This is a genomic window from Marinicauda sp. Alg238-R41 (assembly GCF_947331485.1).
Taxonomy (GTDB): Bacteria; Pseudomonadota; Alphaproteobacteria; order Caulobacterales; family Maricaulaceae; genus Marinicauda; species Marinicauda pacifica.
In genome coordinates this window covers 101785-125990 of sequence record NZ_CAMZOJ010000003.1, presented here as the reverse complement: position 1 = coordinate 125990, position 24206 = coordinate 101785, and the positions used below count along the sequence as shown (strand labels likewise).

Annotated in this window: 25 protein-coding genes; 8 read left to right on the top strand and 17 right to left on the bottom strand. The window is 64.4% G+C overall.

Translation table 11 applies throughout. The features are described 5' to 3' along the window. Positions 1-250: 250 nt before the first annotated feature. The 13 genes from gatB to fabD form a co-directional block, all read right to left on the bottom strand. Positions 251-1756: an Asp-tRNA(Asn)/Glu-tRNA(Gln) amidotransferase subunit GatB gene (gatB, locus tag PGP17_RS12645; RefSeq protein ID WP_270375711.1), complete on the bottom strand. Its 1506-nt coding sequence runs from the start codon at positions 1754-1756 to the stop codon at positions 251-253. A gap of 64 nt (positions 1757-1820) precedes the next feature. Then, positions 1821-2027, bottom strand: coding sequence for a hypothetical protein (locus tag PGP17_RS12640; protein WP_135943556.1), 207 nt, complete (start codon positions 2025-2027; stop codon positions 1821-1823). A gap of 20 nt (positions 2028-2047) precedes the next feature. Further along, entirely contained in the window at positions 2048-3529 is a 1482-nt protein-coding gene (gatA, locus tag PGP17_RS12635) for an Asp-tRNA(Asn)/Glu-tRNA(Gln) amidotransferase subunit GatA (protein ID WP_270375710.1), read from the bottom strand. Between the two features lie 6 nt (positions 3530-3535). Then, positions 3536-3823 (bottom strand): Asp-tRNA(Asn)/Glu-tRNA(Gln) amidotransferase subunit GatC, encoded by a 288-nt coding sequence (gene gatC / locus PGP17_RS12630; RefSeq protein ID WP_135943554.1) that lies wholly within the window; start codon positions 3821-3823, stop codon positions 3536-3538. A 104-nt stretch (positions 3824-3927) separates the two neighbouring features. Beyond that, a complete protein-coding gene (locus PGP17_RS12625; RefSeq protein WP_270375709.1) occupies positions 3928-5178 on the bottom strand; it encodes a DUF2254 domain-containing protein in 1251 nt (416 codons plus the stop codon). Between the two features lie 190 nt (positions 5179-5368). After that, positions 5369-7345: a S9 family peptidase gene (locus tag PGP17_RS12620; protein ID WP_270375708.1), complete on the bottom strand. Its 1977-nt coding sequence runs from the start codon at positions 7343-7345 to the stop codon at positions 5369-5371. Positions 7346-7414: 69 nt separating this feature from the next. After that, a complete protein-coding gene (gene gmk, locus PGP17_RS12615; RefSeq protein ID WP_135943551.1) occupies positions 7415-8074 on the bottom strand; it encodes a guanylate kinase in 660 nt (219 codons plus the stop codon). 3 nt (positions 8075-8077) lie between these two features. Further along, on the bottom strand, positions 8078-8962 hold the full coding sequence (locus PGP17_RS12610) for a YicC/YloC family endoribonuclease (protein ID WP_270375707.1): 885 nt from the start codon (positions 8960-8962) through the stop codon (positions 8078-8080). 1 nt (position 8963) lies between these two features. Then, positions 8964-10010 carry an endolytic transglycosylase MltG gene (mltG, locus tag PGP17_RS12605; protein ID WP_270375705.1) on the bottom strand — a complete coding sequence of 349 codons (1047 nt, stop codon included), beginning with the start codon at positions 10008-10010 and terminating at the stop codon, positions 8964-8966. Positions 10011-10036: 26 nt separating this feature from the next. Continuing rightward, the gene (gene fabF / locus PGP17_RS12600; RefSeq protein WP_270375704.1) at positions 10037-11326 is read right to left on the bottom strand and encodes a beta-ketoacyl-ACP synthase II; all 1290 of its coding nucleotides are present in this window, start codon (positions 11324-11326) and stop codon (positions 10037-10039) included. Positions 11327-11338: 12 nt separating this feature from the next. Then, a complete protein-coding gene (locus tag PGP17_RS12595; RefSeq protein ID WP_135943547.1) occupies positions 11339-11575 on the bottom strand; it encodes an acyl carrier protein in 237 nt (78 codons plus the stop codon). A 197-nt stretch (positions 11576-11772) separates the two neighbouring features. Next, positions 11773-12510: a 3-oxoacyl-[acyl-carrier-protein] reductase gene (gene fabG / locus PGP17_RS12590; protein WP_270375703.1), complete on the bottom strand. Its 738-nt coding sequence runs from the start codon at positions 12508-12510 to the stop codon at positions 11773-11775. 5 nt (positions 12511-12515) lie between these two features. Then, the gene (fabD, locus tag PGP17_RS12585; protein ID WP_270375701.1) at positions 12516-13460 is read right to left on the bottom strand and encodes an ACP S-malonyltransferase; all 945 of its coding nucleotides are present in this window, start codon (positions 13458-13460) and stop codon (positions 12516-12518) included. Between the two features lie 337 nt (positions 13461-13797). Here fabD and rpsF point away from each other — a divergent pair, with 337 nt between their 5' ends. From rpsF to rplI, 3 genes are read left to right on the top strand one after another with little or no spacing between them, the layout of a single operon-like run. Next, positions 13798-14145, top strand: coding sequence for a 30S ribosomal protein S6 (gene rpsF, locus PGP17_RS12580; protein ID WP_135943542.1), 348 nt, complete (start codon positions 13798-13800; stop codon positions 14143-14145). Between the two features lie 23 nt (positions 14146-14168). Then, on the top strand, positions 14169-14414 hold the full coding sequence (rpsR, locus tag PGP17_RS12575; RefSeq protein WP_174234987.1) for a 30S ribosomal protein S18: 246 nt from the start codon (positions 14169-14171) through the stop codon (positions 14412-14414). Positions 14415-14426: 12 nt separating this feature from the next. Continuing rightward, entirely contained in the window at positions 14427-15056 is a 630-nt protein-coding gene (gene rplI, locus PGP17_RS12570; protein ID WP_270375700.1) for a 50S ribosomal protein L9, read from the top strand. A gap of 282 nt (positions 15057-15338) precedes the next feature. Here rplI and PGP17_RS12565 read toward each other — a convergent pair whose 3' ends face one another. Together PGP17_RS12565 and PGP17_RS12560 are read right to left on the bottom strand one after the other, a co-directional pair. After that, positions 15339-15719, bottom strand: coding sequence for a DUF6768 family protein (locus PGP17_RS12565; protein ID WP_270375699.1), 381 nt, complete (start codon positions 15717-15719; stop codon positions 15339-15341). After that, on the bottom strand, positions 15712-16275 hold the full coding sequence (locus tag PGP17_RS12560; protein WP_270375697.1) for an RNA polymerase sigma factor: 564 nt from the start codon (positions 16273-16275) through the stop codon (positions 15712-15714). The genes PGP17_RS12565 and PGP17_RS12560 overlap by 8 nt, the downstream gene beginning before the upstream one ends. Positions 16276-16412: 137 nt before the next feature. Between PGP17_RS12560 and PGP17_RS12555 the strand changes: the two genes are divergently transcribed. The 4 genes from PGP17_RS12555 to PGP17_RS12540 are packed head-to-tail and all read left to right on the top strand — an operon-like array spanning position 16413 to position 20529. Then, positions 16413-17903 (top strand): replicative DNA helicase, encoded by a 1491-nt coding sequence (locus PGP17_RS12555; protein WP_270375696.1) that lies wholly within the window; start codon positions 16413-16415, stop codon positions 17901-17903. Between the two features lie 40 nt (positions 17904-17943). Then, a complete protein-coding gene (gene alr / locus PGP17_RS12550; protein WP_270375694.1) occupies positions 17944-18993 on the top strand; it encodes an alanine racemase in 1050 nt (349 codons plus the stop codon). After that, positions 18990-19766, top strand: a complete 777-nt coding sequence (locus tag PGP17_RS12545) for an MlaE family ABC transporter permease (RefSeq protein WP_135943536.1) — start codon at positions 18990-18992, stop codon at positions 19764-19766. The genes alr and PGP17_RS12545 overlap by 4 nt, the downstream gene beginning before the upstream one ends. A 10-nt stretch (positions 19767-19776) precedes the next feature. Beyond that, complete coding sequence (locus PGP17_RS12540; protein ID WP_270375693.1) at positions 19777-20529, top strand: ABC transporter ATP-binding protein; 753 nt, start codon at positions 19777-19779, stop codon at positions 20527-20529. Positions 20530-20669: 140 nt separating this feature from the next. Here the strand turns inward: PGP17_RS12540 and PGP17_RS12535 are convergent, their stop codons facing one another. Further along, complete coding sequence (locus tag PGP17_RS12535) at positions 20670-21620, bottom strand: class I SAM-dependent DNA methyltransferase (RefSeq protein ID WP_270375692.1); 951 nt, start codon at positions 21618-21620, stop codon at positions 20670-20672. Positions 21621-21770: 150 nt separating this feature from the next. Further along, a complete protein-coding gene (locus PGP17_RS12530) occupies positions 21771-23426 on the bottom strand; it encodes a DUF885 family protein (RefSeq protein ID WP_270375691.1) in 1656 nt (551 codons plus the stop codon). A gap of 174 nt (positions 23427-23600) precedes the next feature. Here PGP17_RS12530 and PGP17_RS12525 point away from each other — a divergent pair, with 174 nt between their 5' ends. Then, positions 23601-24203: a TetR/AcrR family transcriptional regulator gene (locus PGP17_RS12525; RefSeq protein ID WP_270375690.1), complete on the top strand. Its 603-nt coding sequence runs from the start codon at positions 23601-23603 to the stop codon at positions 24201-24203. Positions 24204-24206 lie beyond the last annotated feature (3 nt).

The window sequence follows — 24206 nt, the reverse complement described above, 5'->3', positions numbered from 1 at the left end:
CCCGGGTTTTACTCAAGCGCAGCCATCAATGGACGCCGCCCTGTCCTCTCCTGATCCTGACTTTCGTCAGGAAAGAGAAAGAGGAGGAGAGAGAACACTACCCCCTCCCGGTTCACACCCCCAACCCTCGCCAGGCTCTTTCTCAGCCCGGACACACGCGCTGCCAAAAAAAAAGCACCGCGAGAGTCGAGGCAGCAGGAGGCGAGCGTCCGCTTTGCGGCCCGGCGTCTCGCCGGACCGGCGCGGACACCTACCCCAGCAGCTTCTTCTGGAGGATTTCGTTTACGACCTGGGGGTTGGCCTTGCCGCCCGTGGCCTTCATGACCTGGCCGACGAACCAGCCCATGGCCTTGGGCTTGTCCCTCACCTGGGCCGCCTGGTCGGGGTTCTGCGCGATCAGATCGTCGACCACCTTTTCGATGGCACCGGTGTCGGTGATCTGTTTGAGGCCCTTTTTCTCGACGATGGCTTCGGGATCGCCGCCCTCGTCCCAGAGGATTTCGAAGACTTCCTTGGCGATCTTGCCGGAGATCACGTCCTCTTCGATCAGCTTGACCAGCTTGCCGAGCTGCTGCGGGCCGACCGGGCTCTCGGTGATCGACAGGCCTTCCTTGTTCAGCCGGCCGAAGAGCTCGTTATTGACCCAGTTGGCGGCCAGCTTCGCGTCGCGTCCCTCGATGACCTTTTCAAAATAGTCGGCCCGGTCCTTGTCGGCAGCCAGCACCGAAGCGTCGTATTCGGACAGGCCGAGCCTGGACACGAAACGCTCGCGTTTCTCGGCCGGCAATTCGGGCAGGCCGGCTTTCAGCGTCTCGATGAAGGCCTCTTCCAGCTTCAGCGGGAGCAGGTCGGGATCGGGGAAGTAGCGGTAGTCATGGGCTTCTTCCTTCGACCGCATCGCCCGCGTCACGCCGGTATTGGCGTCGAACAGGCGGGTCTGCTGGATGACCTTGCCGCCGTCCTCGAGGAGGTCGATCTGGCGCTGGGCCTCATACTCGATGGCCTGCTGGATGAAACGCAGCGAGTTGACGTTCTTGATCTCGCAGCGTGTGCCGAGATGGGAGAAATCCCCGCTCTCGCGGAATTTCTCGTACGCGCCCGGCTTGCAGACCGAGACGTTCACGTCGGCGCGCATCTGGCCCTTTTCCATGTCGCCACCGCACGTATCGAGATAGCGCACGATGGTGCGCAGCGTGCGCACATAGGCCGCCGCGTCGCCGGGGCTGCGCAGGTGGGGACGCGACACGATTTCCATCAGGGCGACGCCGGAGCGGTTCAGATCGACATAGGTTGCGTTCGGATCGAGATCGTGGATCGACTTGCCCGCATCCTGTTCCAGGTGCAGCCGCTCGATGCCGACCGTGAAGCGCGAGCCGTCATCGCGCTCGCACTCGATTTCACCCTCGCCCACGATGGGAAACTCGAACTGGCTGATCTGATAGCCCTGCGGCAGATCGGGGTAGAAGTAATTCTTCCGGTCAAAGCGCGAGAAGCGGTTGATCTTCGCGTTCAGCCCCAGCCCGGTGCGCACGGCCTGGGCCACGCATTCCTCGTTGATCACCGGCAGCATGCCGGGCATGGCCGCGTCGACCAGGCTGACATGGCTGTTGGGTGCCGCGCCGAACTCGGTCGAGGCGCCGGAGAAGAGCTTCGACTTCGAGCGCACCTGCGCGTGCACTTCGAGACCCACGACGATTTCCCAATCCCCGGTCTGGCCGGGAATGCGATAAGTGTAGTCGGCGGTATCGAGCGGCATCGGGCAAAGTCCTGCTAGGGCGTGAAAACGGGGTCGGTCTGTGGCGGCGTCTCAGCGTGTCGTGTCAGTCTGGTTTCTTCTCGGTCATGGCGTCGAGCGATTTTTTCAAGCGGGTAAAGAAGAAGACGTTCAGCATCCCGACCGCACCGGCCACCAGCATCGTGATGCCGATCGCCATCTGCAGGCCGCCCTCGCCGAACCGGCCGGACGCCAGCAGAGCGCCGAGAATGGCTACGAGGCCGAAGCCCAGGATGAGCAGGCGGCGTGTCATCGTCTCTTGCCCGTCCAGCCTCAAGCCCACCACTTCTCGGGCTTGGCGCTGAACCCGGCGGAGTCCTCCAGCGCGGCGCCGACAGAGAACATCGTCTCCTCGTCCAGCGCGCGCGTGATGACCTGCAGGCCGAGCGGCAGGCCGGACTTGTCCAGCCCTGCCGGCACGCTCATCGCCGGGATGCCGGCGATATTGGCCGTCACCGTGAAGATGTCGTTGAGATACATCTCGATCGGGCTCGCCTTGGCCTTCGAACCGATGCCGAACGCGGCCGACGGCGTTGTCGGCGTCAGGATGGCATCGACCTTTTCGAACGCGGCGTTGAAGTCCTCCAGGATGCGGCGGCGCACCTTGAGGGCCTTGAGGTAATACGCGTCGTAATAGCCCGCGCTCAGCACATAGGTGCCGATCATGATCCGGCGCTGGACTTCCTTGCCGAAGCCGGCCGCGCGGCTCTTCTCGTAGGTGTCGATCAGGTCCTCGCCCTCGACGCGCTGGCCGTAGCGCATGCCGTCATAGCGCGCCAGGTTGGAGGAGGCCTCGGCCGGCGCGATGATGTAATAGGCCGGCAGCGCATATTTCGTCATCGGCAGGGAGATATCCACGATCTCGCAGCCGGCCGCTTCCAGCCATTCGCGGCCCTGGCTCCACAGCGTCTCGATCTCGCCCGGCATGCCCTCGACACGATATTCGGACGGGATGCCGATCTTCAGCCCTTTCACCGACTTGCCCACCGCAGCCGCGAAATCGGGCACTTCGCCGGTATAGCTGGTGGAGTCCTTCGGGTCCGGGCTGGCCATGTGCTGCATCAAAATGGCGTTGTCGCGCACGGTCCTGGTCAGCGGGCCGGGATGATCGAGCGAGGAGGCAAAGGCGACGACGCCCCAGCGCGAGCAGCGTCCATAGGTTGGCTTTGCGCCCACCAGCCCGGTGAACGCCGCAGGCTGACGGATGGAGCCGCCCGTGTCCGTGCCGGTCGCGCCGTAGGAAATACCCGCGGCCAGCGCCGAGGCCGATCCGCCGGAAGACCCGCCGGGAACCAGTCTCTCGTCAGAGCCCTTGGCGCGCCACGGGTTCACGACCGCACCGCTGGCCGCGGTCTCGTTGGACGACCCCATCGCGAACTCGTCCATGGAGGTCTTGGCGAAGAAGACCGCGCCGGCATCCCACAGATTCTGCGAGACCGTGGATTCGTAGGTCGGGGTGAAGCCTTTCAGGATGTTGGACGAGGCCGTCATCTCGACGCCCTCCACCGCGAACAGATCCTTCATCGCGATCGGGACGCCTTCGAGCGCACGCCCGTTCCCCGAGGACAGGCGCTCGTCGCTGGCCCTGGCCATGCGCATCGCCCGCTCGCCATCGATCAGCGTGAAGCAGTTCAGCGCACCTTGCGCGGCTTCGGCCTCGCGAACCGTGAATTCGGCAAGCTCGGTGGCGGTGAAGTCTTTCTTCTTCAGCCCGGCCGCCGCATCGGCGAGGCTCAGCGTGGAAAAATCGGTCATCGAACTCTACTCCACGCTTTTGGGGACGACGAAGAAGCCTTCTTCGGACCGCGGCGCGTTCTTCAGGATATCCTGGGTGATCTCGCCGTCCGTTACCGCGTCGGGCCGCAGGGGCAGCGGCGTGGACACAGCCGTCGTCATCGGCTCCACACCCTCCACATCGACCTCGCCCAATTGCTCGACCCAGTCGAGAATCCCGTTCAGCTCGCCGGTCAGCTGCTCGATGCGGTCGGTCGGCTCGGCGATACGTGCCAGCCGCGCAATGCGACGGACATCATCCTGGGTAACGGACATGGGTAAAACACTCCGGGAAGAGACGAAGGACGTTCAATCGTGTTGACGTACCAATGCCTGTGCTGCGGCGCAAGAAGGCGCTGCGCCATACGCTCCCGCAGCTGTCAGGCGAAGCCGGATTTGCGACGCTTTCTTGCCAGCCGCTCAACGTCACTGGCATAGGCCATGGCCTTCCTGGCGCGTTCGAACGCTTCCTCGCTCAACTCGTCGGCCGCTTTACCAAAGGCCTCGCTGTCGCCCGCTTTCAATCCGGCCAGGGCGGCCTGCAGCGTCGCGCCAACCTCGTAGAATCCCGCTCCGTCGCGTGAAATCATCAGAAGCGGCTCGCCCAGCATCTCGGCCGGGTCGAGCGCCGGCCCGTAAAGTCCTTCACGCGGCTCCTCCGGCTCGCACTGCCTGGACTGCTGGCGCCAGCCAAGCAGCGTGCGCTCGATCGAGCGCACGGCCTCCACCGCCGTGCCGGGATCGTTCACGCCTGGCGACAGCGCGCGCAAGGCAATCTCGGCCAGTGCTATGAGCGCGAAATGCGGGTCGGAGGCGTAAGTGCGGCGCGGACCGGTAACGAAGGCGTTGCGCACCGTCTCTATCGCATCCTCCTCCAGCTCTCCGGTCACACGTGCCAGCGGACTGGCCGGATCGGAGAAAGCGCCGATCGGCGTCACGATATCGATCTCGACGCCTTGCTCCTCGCATACCTTGAGCAAGGCATTGCCATCGATGACCTGGACAAAGCCCGGCTGGCGGGTCACCACCGGCCAGGACTCTTGCGGAAACGCGCGGGCCGGCCGGCCGCCATAGTTCGGGGCGTGGAGCCGCGCCTTGAACGCCGTCAGCCCCGCATTCTCGACCCGCTGAATCGCCTCCCCGACATCGCCCATCAAGGAAAGCGTGCGAATCCACCGGATCAGCATCACGACCACGATGGCGATCAACACAAGCGTCATGACGAACAGCATCACCTGGCCGGTATCGTCATAGAGATTGGTCGCGAGCCCGATAATGCCGAGCAGGCTGAAGAGAAACGCTCCGATGAAGGTGGCGACGGCGTTCTGGGCAGTCTCGTCCTCGATCACCAGCGGGCGGGCACGCGGCGTCGCGGAATCAGAGGCCGCCCGGAAGGCCGCGACCATGGTGGAGAGCGAGAAGATTGCGACCGCCAGAAGGCTGGACGCCAGAATGGTCAGGATCGAGTCGACCGTCTCGGCTTCCACCACGGCTTCCCAGGCATCCGGCATGAAGCGGTCGAACACCGGCGTAATCAGCGTGATGGCGAGCGCTGCGACCGTGAACAAGGCCGGGCGGAACCAGATGGAGCGGAGCCCCTGGCGCAATAGGAAACCAAACTTGGAGAACATGAACGCCTGCGCCTCTAACCGGATGTACTGAGAAATTCCCGGACCCGTCTAACGCGCCATCTCGCCGCCCGTTCAACCCTTTGTCAGGCACAGGTCGCGGCAATGCCCGACAGCAGGCAAGGAAAGACGGGCAACCGCGGTTCGGCTACCCGTCTTGCCTCCTTTGCCGGCATCATGGCCGACAGTCGCCTTATTCGGATGGGGCGGCGTCTATGCCCGCCTCGCCTCGAAGGTGCGTGTCGAGGAAGTCGACATAGGCGTTAGAGGCCTCGATGCGGTTTTCCCGCTTCAGGAACCCATGGCCCTCGTCTTCGAACACGATGTATTCGACGGGCACGCCATTGGCGCGCACGGCTTCCACGATCTCGTCGCTTTCGACCTGCAAGACGCGAGGATCGTTGGCGCCCTGCACCACAAGCAGCGGCTTGACGATATTATCTGCGTGAAAGAGCGGAGAGATGGCCCGGTGGCGTTCGGCATCGGTCGCCGGGTCGCCCATCTCGTCGTAGAGCGCCTCGCGGAAGGCTTCCCACCAGGGCGGAATGGATTCCAGCGTGCGCACCCAGTTGGTTACACCGAAGATGTTGATCCCGGCATCAAAGGCCTCCGGGTGAAAGGCCAGCGCCGCCGCCGTGATATAGCCGCCATAGGAGCCACCGATCACACCCACCGCATCGTCCTGCACCCAGTCCTGGGCGCGCAGATACTCGCCGGCAGCCACGATGTCCTGGAGGTCCTCCTCACCGTGGCGGCGGTCATCCATATGGAAGAAGGTCTTGCCATAGCCCGAGCTTCCCCGGTTGTTCGCCGCGTAGACCGCGTAGCCATGATCGACCAGGTGCTGGACCATGGCGCTGTAGCCGGCCCGGCTCTGCCCGCCCGGTCCGCCGTGAACCATGACGAGCGCAGGAACCGGATTGTCGGCCGAGGCCTCGTGGGGACGATACATGATGCCTGGAATGGTCAGCCCGTCGAAGCTTTCAAAGCGCACAATCTCGGCTTCGACCAGCTCCTCCGGGTCGAGCTCCGGGTTCAGCGCTTCGGTCAACTGGCGATGCTCGCCCGAATTGAGGTCGACCCAGTGCACGTTCGCCGGCGCAGTCGAGGAGGTCACCAGGAAGGCAATCTGGCGCTCGCTCGGAGAGAAGCGCACCGACGCAAGATCGCCGGCCGGTACGCTGGACGGCAGGAGCAGCTCGCCCCCCGTGTCCTGGTCGAGCACGGTGACCTCGGTAAAGCCGTCGGCATTGATCGCGCTGACCCGGTAGCGGCCGGAGTTGGAGTAGGCGACGTACATGACGTCCCAGTCTGCCTCGATCAGCGGGCTCTGCTCGCCGGTCTCGATCTCGTAGCGCCACGCCTGGTTCCACTCGCCGTGCTCGTTGGTCGCGTAGACCAGGGCTTCGCTGTCCGGTGTGAAGGTGTAGGTGCTGTAGGCGATATTGCCCTCGTGACCGGTAATGAGCTGCGGTGCCTTGTCCTCGCTTGCCAGGTCGACCAGCAGGATATCGCTATCGGCCGAAGTCCGCGGGCGGTCGAGGGCCAGCCAGCGCCCGTCCGGGCTGATTGCTGTCGGCTGGAGCGCGTCGGTGTTCTCGAACACCAGCTCGCGCTCATAGCTCCCGGCGTCGTAGGCATAAAGGTCGAAGGCAGCCGGATCGCGCTCATTGCTGGTGACCCAGAAACCGGTCCCGTCCGCGGTCCAGCCCGCGAAATCGGCCTTCACGTTGTCGCCGGGTGTCAGGTCGGTCAGCGTGCCGTCCAGCTCGCGCACATAGACGTGATTGAGCTCGTCGCCACCGCCGTCCATCGTGACCAGGGCGCGGCCGTCGGCGGGAAACCAGCTGACCGCGAAGACGGCATTGCCGGTCGACGTCGTCAGCGCCTCGCGCGTCCCGCTTTCCGGATCGAGCGCGAAGGCATTGAACACGCCGGTCTCGTCGGAGGAGATCAGGAGCTGACCGGTCTCGGAAGAAAACGCGTGACCGGACGGCGATGCCATGCCGAACGAGGTCGTGTTGAAGAAAACCTCGGCCGAATGGGCCTCGGCGGTGTCCCGGCCGGTTGCGGCCGCGTTATCCCCGCCCGTCGCGGTCCCGGGCGCGTCGCAGGCGGTCAGCGCAAGGCCGGCCAGCCCCAATACGAGCGTCGTTGCTGAAAAATTCATGGTGGCGTCCTCCCCAAAGGTGAAGGGAGGCTAGCACGGTGGCCCGGGGAGTCGAGCGCAACGTAGGCCCTACTCCTCCTTCATCAATTCCTCGACGAAGCCTTCCAGCCAGGGGTGGCGTACCCGTTTCAGGCGTTCCGCGTGCAGGATTTCGGACATCTTCTCCAGCGCGCGGGAGAAATCGTCGTTCAGGACGACATAGTCGTATTCCTGCCAGTGCTCGATTTCGTCCTTGGCGCGCTGCATGCGCCCGCGGATGATCTCCTCGCTGTCCTGCTTGCGCTTGGTCAGGCGTTCGCGCAGCAGCGCCAGGGAGGGCGGCAGGATGAAGACGCGCACGCAGTCGTCCGGCGCCGCCTCGGCCAGCACTCTTGCGCCCTGCCAGTCGATGTCGAACACCACATCGCGCCCCTCGTCGAGCGCCTCCTCGATCGGGCCCTTTGGCGTGCCGTAGTAATGATCGAAGACCTTGGCCCACTCGTAGAATTCGCCAGCCTCGATCTTCTGCTTGAACGCCTTTTCCGACAGGAAGAAATAGTCCTGACCGTCGACCTCGCCGGGGCGCGGCTTGCGGGTTGTCGCGGAGATGGACAGCACGACATCCGGATTGAGAGCGATCAGGCGTTTGGACAGCGTCGTCTTGCCCGCCCCGGACGGGCTGGAGAGGACGAACATCAGTCCGCGGCGGCGTCCGCGAAATACCGGACCGGAGAGGCCATCACCGCTCATCGTCTACTCCACATTCTGAACCTGCTCGCGCATCTGATCGACGGCGGCTTTCATGGCCAGCCCCAGATCGGTCAACTCGCGATCGGAGGATTTCGAACACAGCGTGTTTGCCTCCCGGTTAAACTCCTGCGACAGGAAGTCCAGCTTGCGCCCGGCCGGGGAGCCGGCGGCGAGAAGCTTCCGCGCGCTGTCGATATGGGCCGATAACCGATCCAGCTCCTCACGCACATCGGCGCGTACCGCCAGACTGGCCGCCTCCTGGGCAAGCTTGTCCGCGTCCAGACCCTGGGGCAGCAGCTCGTCAAACTTGGCCGCAATGCGGTCGCGAATGGCCTCCGGCTGCGTGGCGGCATGGGCTGCCGCAGCGTCGCGCAAGTGTTCGATCTCGCCGATATGAGCGTTCAGCAGGCGGGCCATCGCCTCGCCCTCCTCGCGCCTCGCCAGCTGAAGGCCGGCAAGCGCCTCGTTGGCCGCCTCCAGCATCAGCGCCTCGATTTCAGCCTGGCGCGCGTCGTCCGCGTCGGCTTCCGGCGTGGTCAGCACGCCTTTCAGGGCCAGCAGCCCGTCTACACGCGGCTTGTCGGCGAGCCCGGCCTCCACCAGAGCCCGCCCCGCCTCGGCCAGGGCGCGCAGATGCTCGTGATCGATCTGGAGTGCGCCGCCGCGCTCGGCTTCGACGAAGTTGATGTTGACGCTCAGCGAGCCGCGCGCGAACCGGGCCTTGGCGCGTGCCTTGATTTCGGTCTCCAGCCGGTCGAAGCCGGCCGGAAGGCGCACACGCAGGTCCAGGCCCTTGCCGTTGACCGAGCGCGCCTCGGCGCTGGCCGTTCCCGGCGCGCCTGCCGCTTCGGCCCGGGCAAAGCCGGTCATTCCGGATAGCTGGCTCATCTCACTGCCCCCCGCGCTGGCGTTCGATCCGGCGCCAGGCCGCGACATTGCGATTATGCTCGGCCAGCGAGGTGGCAAACGCGTGCCCGCCCGTGCCGTCGGCCACGAAATAGAGATAGTCGGTATCCGGGGGATTGAGCACGGCCCGGATCGAGGCTTCGCCCGGATTGGCGATGGGGGTCGGGGGCAGGCCATCGATCTGGTAGGTGTTGTATCCGTTGGCCAGGCCGTCGAGCTCGGATCGCCGGATGCCGCGCCCCAGAGGCTCCCCGCGCGTCAAACCGTAGATGATCGTAGGATCGCTCTGCAGGCGCATGCCCCGGCGCAGGCGGTTGACGAAGACAGACGCCACCATCGGGCGCTCGGCCGCCACACCGGTCTCCTTTTCCACGATCGACGCAAGGATCAGCGCCTCTTCCACGCTGTCATAGGGCAGGTCTGGCGACCGCTCGGGCCAGAACTCGTCGATCAGGCGGTCCTGCGCGTCGCGCATGCGCTGCAGCACGGCTTCGCGCTGTGTTCCGCGTGTAACCAGATAGGTCTCGGGAAGCAGGCTTCCTTCGGCGGGAACCGCGTCGATCTCGCCCTCCAGCACCGGGTGGGCCTCCACGATCGCCGCGATCATCGCGCTGGTCAGCCCCTCGGCGGCCGTGACCGGGTAGTGGATCGTCTCGCCCTCGCGCAGGATGTCGTAAATATCCGCCATCGACGCGTTTTCGGGGATAGCGTATTCCCCGGCGCGCAGATCGCCCTGCCCGCCATCCAGCGTCACCATCGCGCGGAATATTCGCCCGTCGCTCACGAGGCCTTCGCGATCGAGCACGTCGGCAATACGGATGAGCCCGGAGCCGGGCTCGATCATGACCGTTTCATTCTGACCGGCCGGACCCTCGGCGTGAAACCGGGCCTGCAGCCAAGTATAGCCGGCAAACGCGCCGCCGGCGGCCAATACGGCAAAAATGACGAGAAGCAATGCCAGCCAGGCAAATACCCGCGCCGGACCGGAGCGGCGCTTCGGCGTCTCCGGGGCACTCTGTGTCTTGGCCATGGCCGGTTACCCTTCGCGTAAAGGGATCAGTCTGCCCGGCGGAAAATGACCGATGCGTTCGTCCCGCCAAAACCGAAGGAATTGGACAAGGCCACGTCGACGGTCTTCTTCACCGCCGCCTTGGGCGCTAGATTGATCGCGGTTTCCACCGACGGGTTTTCGAGGTTGAGTGTCGGCGGGCAAATCCCGTCGCGCATCGCCAGAATCGAGAAGATCGCTTCCACTGCGCCGGCCGCGCCGAGCAGATGGCCGATGGCAGACTTTGTCGAGCTCATCACCAGACTGTCGGCCGTGCCGCCGAACAGGCGTTCGACTGCGCGCAGTTCGATCTCGTCACCCTTCGGCGTCGACGTGCCATGCGCGTTCACATAGTCGATGTCGCCGCCCGCAATGCCGGCATTGTCCAGCGCCATCTTCATCGAGCGATAGCCACCGTCACCGTCCTCGGCCGGAGCCGTGATGTGGTAGGCATCGCCCGACAGGCCATAGCCGGCGACTTCGCCGTAAATCGTCGCGCCGCGCGCCTTGGCCGAGTCATAGTCTTCAAGAATGACGACCCCGGCCCCCTCGCCCATGACGAAGCCGTCACGGTCCTTGTCATAGGGGCGCGAGCCGGCCTTGGGATTGTCGTTGAAACCGGTCGACAGCGCGCGCGCAGCACCAAAGCCGCCAAACCCGAGCCGGGTGATGGCGGATTCCGCGCCGCCGGCGACCATCATGTCGGCATCCCCATAGGCGATCAGACGCGCGGCATCGCCAATCGCGTGTGCGCCGGTGGAACAGGCCGTCACCACTGCGTGGTTCGGTCCCTTCAATCCATGCCGGATCGACACCTGGCCCGAGGCCAGATTGATCAGCATCGCCGGGATCACGAACGGGGACAGCTTGCGCGGACCGCGTTCGTGAAGCGTGACCGAGGCGTCGTAAATGGTCTGGAGACCACCGATGCCGGAACCGATCAGGACGCCAGCGCGCTCGCTCGCGCGCTCGTCCGCCGCTTCCCAGCCGGAATGCTTCAACGCTTCGTCGGCGGCCGCGATCGCATAGAGGATGAAGTCGTCAATCCGCTTCTGCTCTCGCGGCGCCATGACCGCATCCGGGTCAAACGACCCGTCCACATCCGGCGCACCGCCATTGCGGCCGTCCACGCGAGGAACGATACCGGCGATCTGACACGCCAGATCCTCGGTCTCGAAATGCTCGATACGTGCCAGGCCCGACTGACCCTGGATCAGACGGGACCAGACGGTCTCGACGCCGCACCCCAGCGGGGTGACGAGACCGAGACCGGTGACGACAACGCGGCGCTTCGACATGGAGCGGTCCGCTTAGCTGGTTTTTTCGGAAATGAACTTCACGGCATCGCCGACCGTCTGGATGTGTTCGGCAGCGTCGTCGGGGATTTCGATGTCGAATTCTTCTTCGAAAGCCATGACCAGCTCGACATTGTCGAGAGAGTCAGCGCCCAGATCGTCGATGAAGGAAGCCGATTCGGTGACTTTTTCTTCTTCAACGTCGAGGTGCTCGACAACGATTTTCTTAACCCGGGCGAGAACGTCAGACATAGGAAACCTTTCCAAAAGCACTATGCGCGGCAGAGATATAGCCGCTCCAGGGACAAATATGAGGCACCGGTTGCCCTGCGGCCTCCGATCCCCAGCATAGCGGGCTGATAACACGGCTTTTTCACCGATACCAGCAGCCCGAAACAATCGTCTTCCGTGCAGATGCATCTTGGTGCACCGACTCGCAAGACGCGATATCAGATCATGGCCATGCCGCCATTCACGTGCAATGTCTGGCCTGTGACATAGCCTGCCTCCTCGCTGGCAAGATACACACAAGCCGAGGCGATGTCCGCACCGCTGCCCAGATCGCCCGCCGGGATCTTCGCCAGAATTGCCTGTTTTTGCTCATCATTGAGCGCATCCGTCATGGGTGAGGCTATGAAACCCGGCGCCACGCAGTTGGCCGTCACCCCGCGCGACGCCACCTCCTGGGCAAGCGCCTTGGTGAAACCGATCATGCCGGCCTTGGAGGCCGCGTAATTGGTCTGTCCGGGGTTGCCGGTCACGCCGACAATGGACGTGATGCCGATGATCCGGCCCCAACGGGCCTTCATCATCCCGCGCATGGACGCCTTGCACAGCCGGTAGTGGGCTTCCAGGTTGACCCGCATCACTGTCTGCCAGTCTTCGTCCTTCATGCGCATCAGCAGCTGATCGCGGGTCACGCCGGCATTGGAGATGAGGATATCGAGCCCGCCCAGCGCATCGGAGGCCTGCTTGGGCAGCGCATCGACGGCCTCGCTATCGCCGAGATTGCAGGGGGTGATCTCGACCCGGTCACCCAGCTCGCTCGCCAGGTCCTGAAGCTTCTCCTCACGCGTTCCGGAGATGGCGACGGTCGCGCCCTGAGCATGCAGCGCGCGAGCGATATCCCCGCCGAGCCCGCCCGTTGCGCCGGTTACCAGCGCTTTCTTTCCTGACAGATCGAACATGTCGCTTATCCCTTGATCTCTTTGGCAAAGGCTTCGAGGTCCTGAGGCGTATTCAGCGCCTGACCCGTCGCGTCCTTGGTGGTGCGCTTCAGCATGGTGGTCAGCACCTTGCCGGATCCGCACTCGACGAAGCGGTCAACGCCATTCTCCGCCATCCACAGAACACTTTCACGCCATCTCACGCGGCCGGTCACCTGCTCGACGAGCTGGGCCTGGATCAGGGCGGCCTCGTCGACCGGACCGGCGTTCACATTCGTGACAACCGGGACTTTCGGGGCGCGGATTTCGGTCTTGCGCAGAGCTTCGGCCATGACTTCCGCGGCCGGTTGCATCAGGGCACAATGGAAGGGTGCGGATACCGGCAGAAGCATCGCTTTCTTCAAGCCTTCTTCCTGTGCCGCCGCCATCGCGGCTTCCACCGCCGCCTTCTCGCCTGAAATGACGATCTGCCCGGGCGCATTGTCGTTGGCGATCGCGACAATTCCGGTTTCGCTCCCCTTGGCCACGGCGCGTTCGGCCAGGTCCTCGTCAGCGCCCAGCAGCGCTGCCATCGCCCCTTTGCCAACGGGCACCGCCTGCTGCATCGACTGGCCGCGCAGCTTCAGAAGACGGGCCGCATCGGTCAGCGACAGCGCGCCGGCGGCGGCCAGTGCAGAATATTCGCCCAGCGAGTGACCGGCCACGAACTGGGCGTCGGTCACCGCGACCCCGAACTCGGACTCCAGCGCGGCCATGACCGCCATCGAGTTTGCCATCAACGCAGGCTGGGCGTTCTCGGTCAGGGTCAACGTGTCAGCCGGCCCCTCCCACATGATCGCAGAGAGTTTCTGCCCGAGTGCATCGTCAACCGCCTCGAACACGGCGCGCGCTGACGCGAAGGCATCGGCAAGGTCTTTGCCCATGCCGATCGACTGGCTGCCCTGTCCGGGAAAGGTGAAAGCAAGCGCCATGCGTGGCGTCCTCCCTGCTAGCTGGTCTTCGTATGCCGCGTCGATAGACTGGCCGGGGGTCCGGTGGCAAGGCACGAGCGGCGGCTTCTTCGACATCCCGCCGAAACACCCGCAGGGTTTGCCCGTCAGGGCGGCGATCCGCCTGGCGCGCCGGACCTGACGTGCAGCGCCCTTGCCCGCCGTCCTCATTTCCCGTATATCCCGCGCCTTCACCGGTCTGCGGTCCGTTCGTTACCCCCTGTCGCATGGTGCGGCACGGGCGCGTTCGGAGCCATCGTGGACGGTCCGGCCCTTCGGACCCGACGCGCCGCAGCCCACAGACAGAAGGGTCATATATATGGCTAAGTACGAACACACGTTCGTGGCCCGTCCGGATATCTCCCCGGCGCAGGCCGAAAGCCTCCTCGAGGATCTCAAGACCCTCGTCGAGGAAAACGGTGGCACGGTCAACAAGACCGAATACTGGGGGCTTCGCACCCTGGCCTACCGTATCAACAAGAACCGCAAGGGCCATTACGGCTACATCGACATGGAAGCCGGCAACAAGGTGCTTGACGCCCTGGATTACCGCCAGCGCTATGCCGACGACGTCATGCGTCACATGACGATCAAGGTCGACGAGCTCTCCGAGGAACCCTCCGCGATCCTTCGCAAGGGTGACGACCGCAAGCGCAAGCCGCGCTAAAGGAGATTTGAATTATGGCTGATATGTCGATTTCGAACGTCCCCGCGCGCCGCGCCTTCACGCGCCGCCGCAAGGTCTGCCCGTTCTCCGGCGATGATGCGCCGAAGATCGATTACAAGGATGTGCGGTTGCTCCAGCGCTACATGTCCGAGCGTGGCAAGATCGTGCCGTCGCGCATCACCGCGGTGTCCCAGAAGAAGCAGCGTGAACTGGCTCGCGCCATCAAGCGCGCCCGCTTCCTGGGCCTGCTGCCCTACGCCGTCGATTAAGGAGAGAGCGCAATGCAAGTCGTTCTTCTTGAACGTGTCGACAAGCTCGGCGCCATCGGCGACGTGGTTGACGTCAAGCCGGGCTTTGCCCGCAACTTCCTGCTGCCGCAGGAAAAAGCCCTTCGCGCCACCAAGGACAATCTCGCCCGTTTCGAACGCGAGCGTGAAATCCTTGAAAAGCGCAACGAAGAGCGTGCCCAGAAGGCTCGCGAGGAAGGCTCCCACCTGGACGGCGCGAAATTCGTGCTGATCCGGCAGGCGTCCGAAAGCGGCCAGCTCTACGGTTCGGTCTCCACGCGCGATATCGCCGAGGCGGCCTCGACCGAAGAGTACAACGTGTCTCGCGGCATGGTCGACCTGAACACCGCCATCAAGACGCTGGGCCTGCACGAAGTGCGCCTGGTCCTGCACCCCGATGTCGATGTGACCGTGACCATCAACGTGGCGCGTACGCCTGAAGAGGCCGAGCGTCAGGCGACCGGCGAGGACGTGATCGCGTCAGCGGCCGAAGAGGACCGCGCCCTGGCTGAAGCCCAGGCCGCGCAGCTCTTCGAAGCCGGTGCCGAGCCGGACGAGCTGGGTGACGACGAGGACGAGGCTGACGAAGCCGAAGCCAGCGCTGACGAGGAAGACAAGGCCTAGGCTGAGTCTTCGCTTCGAGCGTACAAATCAGGGGCGGTCTCCTCACGGAGCCGCCCCTTTTTTGTTTGAGGTCCTGTCATGACCTACACGGTTCGCGCCTATCGCCAGAAGGATGCGGCAACGCTGGCGGCGCTTGTCCACGAAGCGGTGCGCGAGGGCGCCGCGAACAAAAGCGCGCTCAAGCCGAAATCAAGCGCGACCCGAGCCGGAAAATTGGTCAGCGCCGTATCGCCGGAGCCCCCCAGGAGGCTGGCCCAGGCGAAAAGCGGAAAAAGCCCGCCCTTAGCGGGACGCCGTTTCGTGGCGCATCCGCTCGATACGCAATTCCAGCCGCCGGATATCGCGCGCCAGCCGGTTGGCTTCCATCACAGGCATCAGGCTGGTCTTCAGAAGCGCGCCGACGATCACGAGGACCGCGGACGGCAATCCCCAGTGGAGTGCCGCCAGCGCGCTATCCTGCTGGTAGAACTGCCAGGCAAACCAGACGCCGATCAGAAAGAACACGGCCTGGGTGCCCATCAGCAGTAGATTGACCCAGCCTGTTGGCCCGGCGGCCATCGCAAACGCCCGCTCGAAGAATCCCGGCTCGCGTTCGAGCTCGTGCAGCAGGCCCTGCTCCTCATCGTCCAGCGCGTTGCGGATCATGTCGTCAAGATCATTCATCGATCTCTCCTTCCAGAAAGGCGCGCAACTTGGTGCGCGCATGCATCAGGCGGGTCTTGACCGTGCCCGCCGGCACGTCCAGCGCCACCGCGATTTCCGCGATGGACAGATCTTGGAGGTAGAAAAGCGCGATCGCCGCCGCCTGATCTGCCGGCAGGCGCTTGATGGCCGCACGCACCCGCTGCTGGTCGGGCGCCAGCTCGACACGCACGGCCGGGTTCGGCGGGTCGGGCTCATTGCGCACGTCGGAGGCGAGCGCCCGCTCGCGCTGAAGCCCCCGGATCTGGTACGCACAGCGCCGCGTGACGATCCGCAGGATCCAGACCGAGAAGGCGCGGTCTTGCCTCAGCCGGTTCAGCCCTCGCAGCGCCTGCGTCCACGACTCCTGGACCACGTCCCGCGCCTGTTCGCGATCGCCAAGCAGGCGCCAGGCATGAGTGGTCATGCGAGGCGTCCAGCGCCGCACCAGCTGGTCCAGCGCGCCGCGATCACCCAGTCGGACTTCCGCCAGCAGGTAAGCGTCCAGGCTGCGTTCGGCATCACGTGATCGAGGCACAGACCCCTCCTTTTGAAGGAAGGGTGCGCGCAAATGCGCGAATGGTTCAATCAAACTGCGATTTTCCACAGCGATCCACACACACTGTGCAGAACCTCTTAATGCGCCCCCTCCTCCGCTCAGGTAAAATCGTCTCTATGACCGCTGAACTCACTCATCACGATGCCGGGCCGGACGATCGTCACAGCCTCACCCCGCCGCACAATATCGAAGCCGAGCAGGCTTTCCTTGGCGCTCTCCTGTATGAGAACGACATTTTCCACCGGGTCGCCGACTGGCTGCGCGCGACCCATTTTTATGACCCCGTGCACGGACGTATCTACGAAGCAGCGACCAAGTTGATCCAGCAGGGCCAGCTGGCGGATGCCGTCGTTCTCAAGAACAGGTTCGAGCGCGACGAGGGCCTGAAGGAAATCGGCGGCTCGGTTTACCTCGCCGATCTCATGCGAGAAGCGCCAGATCCCGCCGCCGCCCCGGAATATGCGCGGATCGTCTACGACCTTGCTCTGCGCCGGGCCCTGATCACCATCGGTTCGGAAATTACGAAAACCGCGATGGACGCCGGGGTCGAGGACGAGGCCAAAAACCTCATCGAGAGCGCCGAGCGCTCGCTTTTCCGGCTCGCCGAGAGTGGTGCGGCGTCAAAGGGCTTCATGCCCTTCGCACAGGCGCTGGGGGATTCGGTCGCTATGGCCGAGGCCGCCTACAAGCGCGGGGGCGGATTGTCGGGCACGTCGACCGGGTTGAAAACGCTCGATGCCAAGCTCGGCGGGCTCCACCCGTCCGACCTACTGATCCTCGCGGGACGGCCCTCGATGGGTAAGACCGCGCTCGCGACCAACATCGCCTTCTCCGTCGCGCGCAACTACAAGGCCGAAGAGCTGGCCGACGGCACCCGCAAGACGGTTGAAGGCGGCGTTGTCGGCTTCTTCTCGCTGGAGATGAGCGGCGAACAGCTCGCAACCCGCCTCATTGCCGACTACACAGGTATTTCCGGCTATCACATCCGCCAGGGCCGGATCGATGCGGCACAATATGAAGACATTCGCGACGCAGTCGAGCAGATCCAGGATTGTCCGCTCTATATCGATGACACCGGTGGCATCTCCATCGGTGCGCTCGCTGCACGAGCACGTCGCCTCAAGCGTATGCACGGGCTCGATCTTATCGTGATCGACTATCTTCAGCTCATCACGACCTCGAACTCCCGGGCTGATAGCCGGGTCCAGGAAGTTTCGGAGATCACCCAGTCCCTCAAGGCTCTGGCAAAGGAATTGAACGTACCTGTCATCGCCTTGTCTCAGCTCTCTCGCCAGGTTGAGCAACGCGAGGACAAGAAGCCACAGCTCTCGGACCTTCGGGAATCGGGCTCGATCGAGCAGGATGCGGACGCGGTGCTTTTCGTCTATCGGGAAGCCTATTATCTCGAACGCCTCGAGCCTCGCGAGGGCACCGAAGAGCACCTGAAATGGGAAGACGAGATGCGCGAAATCCGCAATCAGGCCGAAGTCATCATCGGCAAGCAGCGTCATGGTCCCATCGGGTCGGTCAAGGTCGCCTTTGACCCCGAGCGCACCAAATTCTCCGACCTCGAAGAGACGGGGCGGTACGATAACAGCTACGATTAATTCCGCTCCTGCGGCTGCTTCTCCGGATCCGCGGCTGGTCGTGGATCTCGACGCGATCGCGCGAAATTACCGTACGTTGTGCGACCTGGCCGGCACGACACTGGTTGCGGGCGTCGTGAAGGCCGATGCCTACGGCCTCGGCGCCGCCCGTGTCGCCCCTCGCCTTGCGGAGGAAGGGTGCCGGACCTTCTTTGTCGCCACGACCCGTGAAGGGGAGGCCTTGCGCCAAGCCCTTCAAGACCTTGAGGCGGAAATCTTCGTCTTTCACGGCTACTGGCCGGGCGAACGTGCGCGGATCGTGTCAGCCCGCCTGATCCCGGTTCTGAACAGCGCCGACCAGATCGAGGCGTTCCGAGAAGATGGCGGCGGCGCCTGCGCGATCCATTTCGATACCGGCATGAATCGTCTGGGTCTTTCGTCCAAAGAGACCGAGCAACTCATCACCGGCGCCTCCCCGCTGGCCGGGCTCGATCTTCGCCTGATCATGAGTCACCTCGCCTGCGCAGAAGCGCCTGACCACCCCAAGAATGACGCCCAACGAGATCGTTTCGCCGACATTGTGCGCCGATTGCCACCCTGCCGCGCGAGCCTTGCCAATACCGGCGCGGTTCTGTTGGGCGAAGCGTATCATTTCGACCTCGTCCGGCCCGGGATCGGACTATATGGCGCCCACCCGGCCAACACGTCCGGAGGACCGTTCGAACCGGTCGTCGCTATCGAAACGCCCATCCTGCAGCTTCGCGAGATCGCGGCAGGCGAGACCATAGGGTATGGCGCCCAGGTCACGGCCGACCGGACAATGCTCACCGCCACGCTCGCGCTGGGATATGCCGACGGCTTCTTGCGCGCTGCCTCGCCAGGAGCGGCCGGGCGGATCGGGAATACACGCATACCCCTGCTCGGAAGCGTCTCCATGGACCTCAGCGTCGTCGACGTCAGCGCGGTCCCGGGTCAACTCAAGCCAGGCGACAGGGTGCGCTTCCTCGCAAGCGCACTGAATGAAACAGCGGCCGCCGCGGGAACGATCGGCTATGAACTCCTCACGCGGCTTGGCAGCCGCCTGACGCGCGTATACGAAAGCGATCGATGAGCCTGCCAAATCCTTTCCGGGCCACGGGCCGAGGCGTGCTTGCACTCATGCGCAGTGCCGGCGCCATCACCCTGTTTGCCGCTGCGGCTGTCTTCGCCATGGTGCGTCCGCCCTATTTCCTTGGTCAGCTCCTCAGCCAGATCTGGCGAATCGGCTTTCTGTCCCTGCCCGTGGTGGGCCTGACCGCGATCTTCACCGGCGGCGCGCTGGCCCTGAACATCTACACGGGCGGGTCGCGCTTCAATGCCGAATCCTTCGTGCCCAATATTGTCGCGCTCGGAATCGTGCGCGAACTCGGGCCGGTGATCGCGGCGCTGATGCTGGCCGGACGCGTCTCGGCAGGCATTGCAGCCGAAATCGGCGCGATGCGCGCCACCGAACAGATCGATGCGCTGCACACCCTGTCCACCGATCCGATGCGATACCTCATCGCCCCGCGCGTCCTGGCCGGCGTGCTGGTCCTGCCCATCCTGGTCGCGATCGCGAATGTGATCGGTGTCCTCGGCGGATTTGCCGTATCGACCACCTCGCTGGGGTTTGACGGGGCGATCTACGTGCAGAATACCGTCGATATCCTGACCCGCTGGGATGTCGTCTCCGGGCTGATCAAAGCGACCGTCTTCGGTTTCCTCCTGACGGTCATGGGTTGCTATCACGGCTACAATGCCGCTGGCGGCGCGCAAGGCGTTGGCCGGGCCACGACGAATGCGGTCGTGGGCGCAGCCGTGTTGATCTTTGCCGCGAACTTCCTGCTCACCTCCTGGTTTGTCTGACGGAGCGATCATGCGGGACGAGACCATCAAGATAGCCTGGAAATCCGTGACCAAGAGCTTTGGGCGCAAAACCGTGCTCGAAGGCCTCGACCTGGTCGCCTATGAGGGGCGGTCGCTGGTCATCATTGGCGGATCTGGTACGGGCAAATCGGTCACGATCAAGCTCGCCCTTGGCCTGCTGCGTCCCGATTCAGGCAGCGTCGAGATCGACGGCGAAGCGGTCGAGTACGGGCGCGAGAACGACCCCGGGGTCCAGCAGATCGGTATGCTCTTCCAGTCCGGCGCGCTGTTTGACTCGCTGTCCGTCTGGGAAAATGTGTCGTTTCGCCTGCTCCATGCCGAGCACGTTAAAAAGGATGAAGCCAAGGAGCGCGCCATCGCCGCGCTCGACCAGGTCGACCTTGAGGCCGACATCGCCGACCGGCGACCTGCCGAGCTGTCCGGCGGCATGCAGCGACGCGTTGCGCTCGCCCGAGCCGTCGTTGGCAAGCCGAACATACTCTTCTTCGACGAACCCACGACGGGGCTGGATCCGGTCACTGCGGACCTGATCAATCAGCTCATCGTGCGCCAGGTGAAGACGCTGGGCGCCACCGCCGTGACGATCACGCACGACATGGCGTCCATGCGCGCCATCGCGGACGAAGTGGCCATGATCCGGGACGGCAATATCCTCTGGCGCGGTGACCTTGAAGGGGTGGATTCCTGCGAGAACCCCACCGTGTGCGACTTCGTCGCCGGGCGCTATTCGCCCGAAGGCTGAGAGTCCGTCTTTCCGGACTCCTACTCCTATCACGACTATCATGTGGCCGCGGTGAGGAGCGAGCGCGCGGCCGCGCCTGAAGACCTAATCTAAACGACCCGCGCCCAGCGGAGGAGAAGCTCGCGGTGCCCCTCGGCACCTCACGCGCAGACCTGCGCCTCGCCGTCATCCTCCCGGTCGGGAGTCAGGGCGGGCAGGCTGGCGCAGACGCAGAGAGAGGCGATGTCGGCGCCGCGGTCGCGGCGCAGCACGCAGGGCGTCATGTCGACACCGGCAAACCCGGCCTGGCCCAGCAGGTCGGCAATATACTCAGGGGAATGGGCAAAACGCCGGCTCTCCCTCAGCGCGACCGGAGCCTCGCCGGCCTCCACCGTGAAGGCGAGCCGGCCACCGGGCACAAGCGAGGCCACACACCAGGCGATGATGCGTTCCAGGGCGCCGAGATAGGCGAACACGTCAGCGGCCACAATCAGATCATACCGGTCAGGAGCGATCTCGAGCGCTGCGATGTCGGTCTTCTCCAACCGGTCATAGACGTGCTTCGCGCGAGCCTGGTCCAACATGGCCTGCGAGATATCCATGCCGATGAGCGTGCCGCAATGGGGGCGCAGGACCTCGCCCATCAACCCGGTGCCGCACCCCAGATCCAGAGCCCGCTGCGCCCGCGTGAATCCTGCCGAGGCGAGCTGAGCGAACAGGAGCTCCGGGCCGCGATAGCCCAGCTGGCCGACAAGCGACGTCTCGAACCGCGGCGCATATTGATCGAAGAGAAGCTCGACGAAGGCGGCCGGCATGGATTCGCATACCGGCGCGGCACTCAGGAGGTCGCGCTTCATCCCTGCCCCCAGCGCATCGGCCGGGTCGGCGTCGACGGCCCGGGCGAACGCTTGCGTCGCCGCATCGCGTTGTCCGGCGCGCTCACAATACTCACCCAGCCGGTACCAGCCCGCGGCCCAGCCGGGCACACGCTCCAGGGCGCCGGTCAGCACCTCGATGGCACCGGGCAGGTCCCCGTCGGCGGCCAGGGCGTCGGCAAAAGCCGCACGCCTGTCGGCCGCCGGGTCGGCAGAGAAAAACGGCTTCGCAGCCATGAGGGCAACTTCCAAGGAGTCCGCTCATTGGCCGACCGTGGCCACGCGGCGGAGAGACGCTGCACAATCGGGAAATGCCGCGTGCATCGGGCGCGCATTAGAGCCGCGCCGAGGCCCCTGTCAATCGGCTTTGCCGCAGCGTCACTCGCCCTACTGGAAGCCCGGGATCGGCTCGCGGCCCCAAAGTTCAGACACCTCGTCGTCCAGGCCGGTCATTTCCCAGCGGATCAGAGCGAGCGGCAGCCGGCCATGGGCGAGGAAGTCGTCGTGGAACTCGCGCAGCGAGAAGTCGTCACCAAGCTGGCGGCGTCTGTCCGCGAGCAATTGCTGCATCTGCAGGGCTCCGATCTGATAGCCGAGCCCGTAGCCCGGCGGGCGGCGCAGATAGATTTCCGCATCGACCCGGGCGACGTCTTCATCAAGATACGGCGTCAGCTCCCGCCAGTAGGCCACCGCCTCCTCCGCACTCATCCGGTTGGTTTGCAGCCACACATCCGCGGGCACGCGTGCGGCGCGGAATATGCCGAAGATGTAGATGAGTTCGCGCGCGCGCGGCCGATCCTCGAAGAAGCCCGCCTGGACCATTGCTTCCTCCAGATAGGTGGCCCAGCCCTCGGCGCGAACGCCATCGGCAATGTGCTCACGCACCGGGTGTTCGGGCACCATCAGCGCGTCGAAACGGTGGCCGGGGATGACGGCGTGAAAATGATCGGGGCTCGGATCCCGGTACTGGATCTCTTCCCAGAAATTGCGTCCGCCCGGCCGCTCGATCCAGGGCACGTTGAAATCGAGTTCCCCGATATGATCGGGGATGGTGATGATGTCGTGGTCTTCCAGAAAGGCGCGGATATCGGCATCGGTCTCGGCGAGGCGTGCGTGATAGGCCTCGCGCGATTGCGCCGGCTCCAGCTCAGGCAGGTCGCGGTTGCGATGGCGTTCCAATGCGTAAAACGCCCAGAGCCGGTCGATTTCGCGCTCGCCCAATGTCACGATTTCGGCGGACGTCCAGGGCAGGAGCTTGACGTTCTTCACGTACCAGTCGAAGCGCGCTTCACCCACGCCCGCATCCGCAGTCATCGCGGGCCGGCGTTCGAGCAACCAGGCGTGAAACTCGCGCACGGATGAGAGCGCCGCTTCGATCTCGGGAACGAGGTCAGGCTGTGCGGTCTGTGCGCGGCCAAGCAGGTCCTCGTACCAGCCGATCACGCCGGCCGGCGGGACCTCGCGATAGGGATGGCCGTGACCCACCCCGTCGGCTGTGGTCAGATTGTGCAGCGCCAGATCGGCATAGTCGGCTGCCACCGCGTCCAGATTACGTTCGCCAACCTCGACCAAGACAGGAATCGCGTTCAGGCGCGCCTGCAAGGTCTTCAGCGACTCACCCTCCACGGGCAGCTCTGTAAAGGCGGGGCGCAACATCCGGTCGACATAATAGCCCGGATCGCGTTCGAAGGGCCGCGATACGCGCAACCAGAACTCGGCTTCATCCATCCTGGCGCGCACGGCGAGATATTCGGCCTGGTGCGCCCTCTCCCATGCGGCGACATTCATGTCGGACAACTGCGCCTGGAAGTCGCTGAGGTCGTCGATCCGATCGCCGACAACGTCATCGGAATAATCCGGCACACGGGGGTCCGAGCCTGGCGTCTCATCCGCCCAGGCCTCGAATTGGGAGAAGAGCGCGACGAAGCTGTCATAATCGCCCTCGCCCCGCGGCGGGCCCTGAAGGGCGTGAGCCGGTATCGCGAGCGCCAGTGCCACGATGGCGGGCAGGAAGAGCCCGACGGCCAAATTTCTGATTCTCATGATTTTCTCCCCCGCGTGATCGGGTCCAGCGGACAAGCTGGCGCTTTAAAAATCAAGCGAAACTCAAAAAAAATCTTGCGTAAATGAACATTCATTCTTGACGACACAAATCGGATAAGGCAAACACCCTCCAGTAAGTGAATGTTCATTCACACGGCTTAAGAGGGACGCATCATGGCTCACGAGACTGAAGCGCGGCGCGGCGTAACCGCCAATGCCGGAAACTTGAAGGCCCGCGTCGAGCGCGCTGCGCTGGAACTGTTTGCCCGCGAAGGCGTGGACGCCGTATCCATCAAGTCGGTGGCCGGTGCCGCCGGTATCTCCGACGGAGCGATGTACCGCTACTACAAGAGCAAGGATGCGCTGGCCGTCGCCCTGTTCGAGACAATCCATGTGCGCCTCTACAACCTGCTCGAATGCGCGTTGGCAGAGGCGTACGGATTTGAGGATGCGGTGCGGCGTGTGGTGCGCGTCTATTGCGAGGCGGCCGACGACGATCCGGACCTGTTCGCCTACCACCTCACCCACATGCACCGCTTCGGTGTCGAGGCACGTCCAGGCTGCCCGGACCCTGTCGGTCTGATTGCCGGACGCCTGAAAGGCGCGATGGAAGCCGGCGATCTTCCTCAGGGCGACCCCGAGATCAAGGCTGCCGCCGCGCTCGGCGTCGTCCTGCAACCGACCGCCCACCGCATGGTCGGACGCTTCGACGTGCAGATGACCACCATGGCCGATCGCCTGGCCGATGCCGCGCTGCTGGTACTGCGCACGGTCTGACGA

What these genes read in the sequence shown, in the direction of transcription:
- gatB (WP_270375711.1), bottom strand. Translation starts at nt 1,756, where the DNA reads ATGCCGCTCGATACCGCCGACTACACTTATCGCATTCCCGGCCAGACC.
- PGP17_RS12640 (WP_135943556.1), bottom strand. Translation starts at nt 2,027, where the DNA reads ATGACACGCCGCCTGCTCATCCTGGGCTTCGGCCTCGTAGCCATTCTC.
- gatA (WP_270375710.1), bottom strand. Translation starts at nt 3,529, where the DNA reads ATGACCGATTTTTCCACGCTGAGCCTCGCCGATGCGGCGGCCGGGCTG.
- gatC (WP_135943554.1), bottom strand. Translation starts at nt 3,823, where the DNA reads ATGTCCGTTACCCAGGATGATGTCCGTCGCATTGCGCGGCTGGCACGT.
- PGP17_RS12625 (WP_270375709.1), bottom strand. Translation starts at nt 5,178, where the DNA reads ATGTTCTCCAAGTTTGGTTTCCTATTGCGCCAGGGGCTCCGCTCCATC.
- PGP17_RS12620 (WP_270375708.1), bottom strand. Translation starts at nt 7,345, where the DNA reads ATGAATTTTTCAGCAACGACGCTCGTATTGGGGCTGGCCGGCCTTGCG.
- gmk (WP_135943551.1), bottom strand. Translation starts at nt 8,074, where the DNA reads ATGAGCGGTGATGGCCTCTCCGGTCCGGTATTTCGCGGACGCCGCCGC.
- PGP17_RS12610 (WP_270375707.1), bottom strand. Translation starts at nt 8,962, where the DNA reads ATGAGCCAGCTATCCGGAATGACCGGCTTTGCCCGGGCCGAAGCGGCA.
- mltG (WP_270375705.1), bottom strand. Translation starts at nt 10,010, where the DNA reads ATGGCCAAGACACAGAGTGCCCCGGAGACGCCGAAGCGCCGCTCCGGT.
- fabF (WP_270375704.1), bottom strand. Translation starts at nt 11,326, where the DNA reads ATGTCGAAGCGCCGCGTTGTCGTCACCGGTCTCGGTCTCGTCACCCCG.
- PGP17_RS12595 (WP_135943547.1), bottom strand. Translation starts at nt 11,575, where the DNA reads ATGTCTGACGTTCTCGCCCGGGTTAAGAAAATCGTTGTCGAGCACCTC.
- fabG (WP_270375703.1), bottom strand. Translation starts at nt 12,510, where the DNA reads ATGTTCGATCTGTCAGGAAAGAAAGCGCTGGTAACCGGCGCAACGGGC.
- fabD (WP_270375701.1), bottom strand. Translation starts at nt 13,460, where the DNA reads ATGGCGCTTGCTTTCACCTTTCCCGGACAGGGCAGCCAGTCGATCGGC.
- rpsF (WP_135943542.1), top strand. Translation starts at nt 13,798, where the DNA reads ATGGCTAAGTACGAACACACGTTCGTGGCCCGTCCGGATATCTCCCCG.
- rpsR (WP_174234987.1), top strand. Translation starts at nt 14,169, where the DNA reads ATGTCGATTTCGAACGTCCCCGCGCGCCGCGCCTTCACGCGCCGCCGC.
- rplI (WP_270375700.1), top strand. Translation starts at nt 14,427, where the DNA reads ATGCAAGTCGTTCTTCTTGAACGTGTCGACAAGCTCGGCGCCATCGGC.
- PGP17_RS12565 (WP_270375699.1), bottom strand. Translation starts at nt 15,719, where the DNA reads ATGAATGATCTTGACGACATGATCCGCAACGCGCTGGACGATGAGGAG.
- PGP17_RS12555 (WP_270375696.1), top strand. Translation starts at nt 16,413, where the DNA reads ATGACCGCTGAACTCACTCATCACGATGCCGGGCCGGACGATCGTCAC.
- PGP17_RS12545 (WP_135943536.1), top strand. Translation starts at nt 18,990, where the DNA reads ATGAGCCTGCCAAATCCTTTCCGGGCCACGGGCCGAGGCGTGCTTGCA.
- PGP17_RS12540 (WP_270375693.1), top strand. Translation starts at nt 19,777, where the DNA reads ATGCGGGACGAGACCATCAAGATAGCCTGGAAATCCGTGACCAAGAGC.
- PGP17_RS12535 (WP_270375692.1), bottom strand. Translation starts at nt 21,620, where the DNA reads ATGGCTGCGAAGCCGTTTTTCTCTGCCGACCCGGCGGCCGACAGGCGT.
- PGP17_RS12530 (WP_270375691.1), bottom strand. Translation starts at nt 23,426, where the DNA reads ATGAGAATCAGAAATTTGGCCGTCGGGCTCTTCCTGCCCGCCATCGTG.
- PGP17_RS12525 (WP_270375690.1), top strand. Translation starts at nt 23,601, where the DNA reads ATGGCTCACGAGACTGAAGCGCGGCGCGGCGTAACCGCCAATGCCGGA.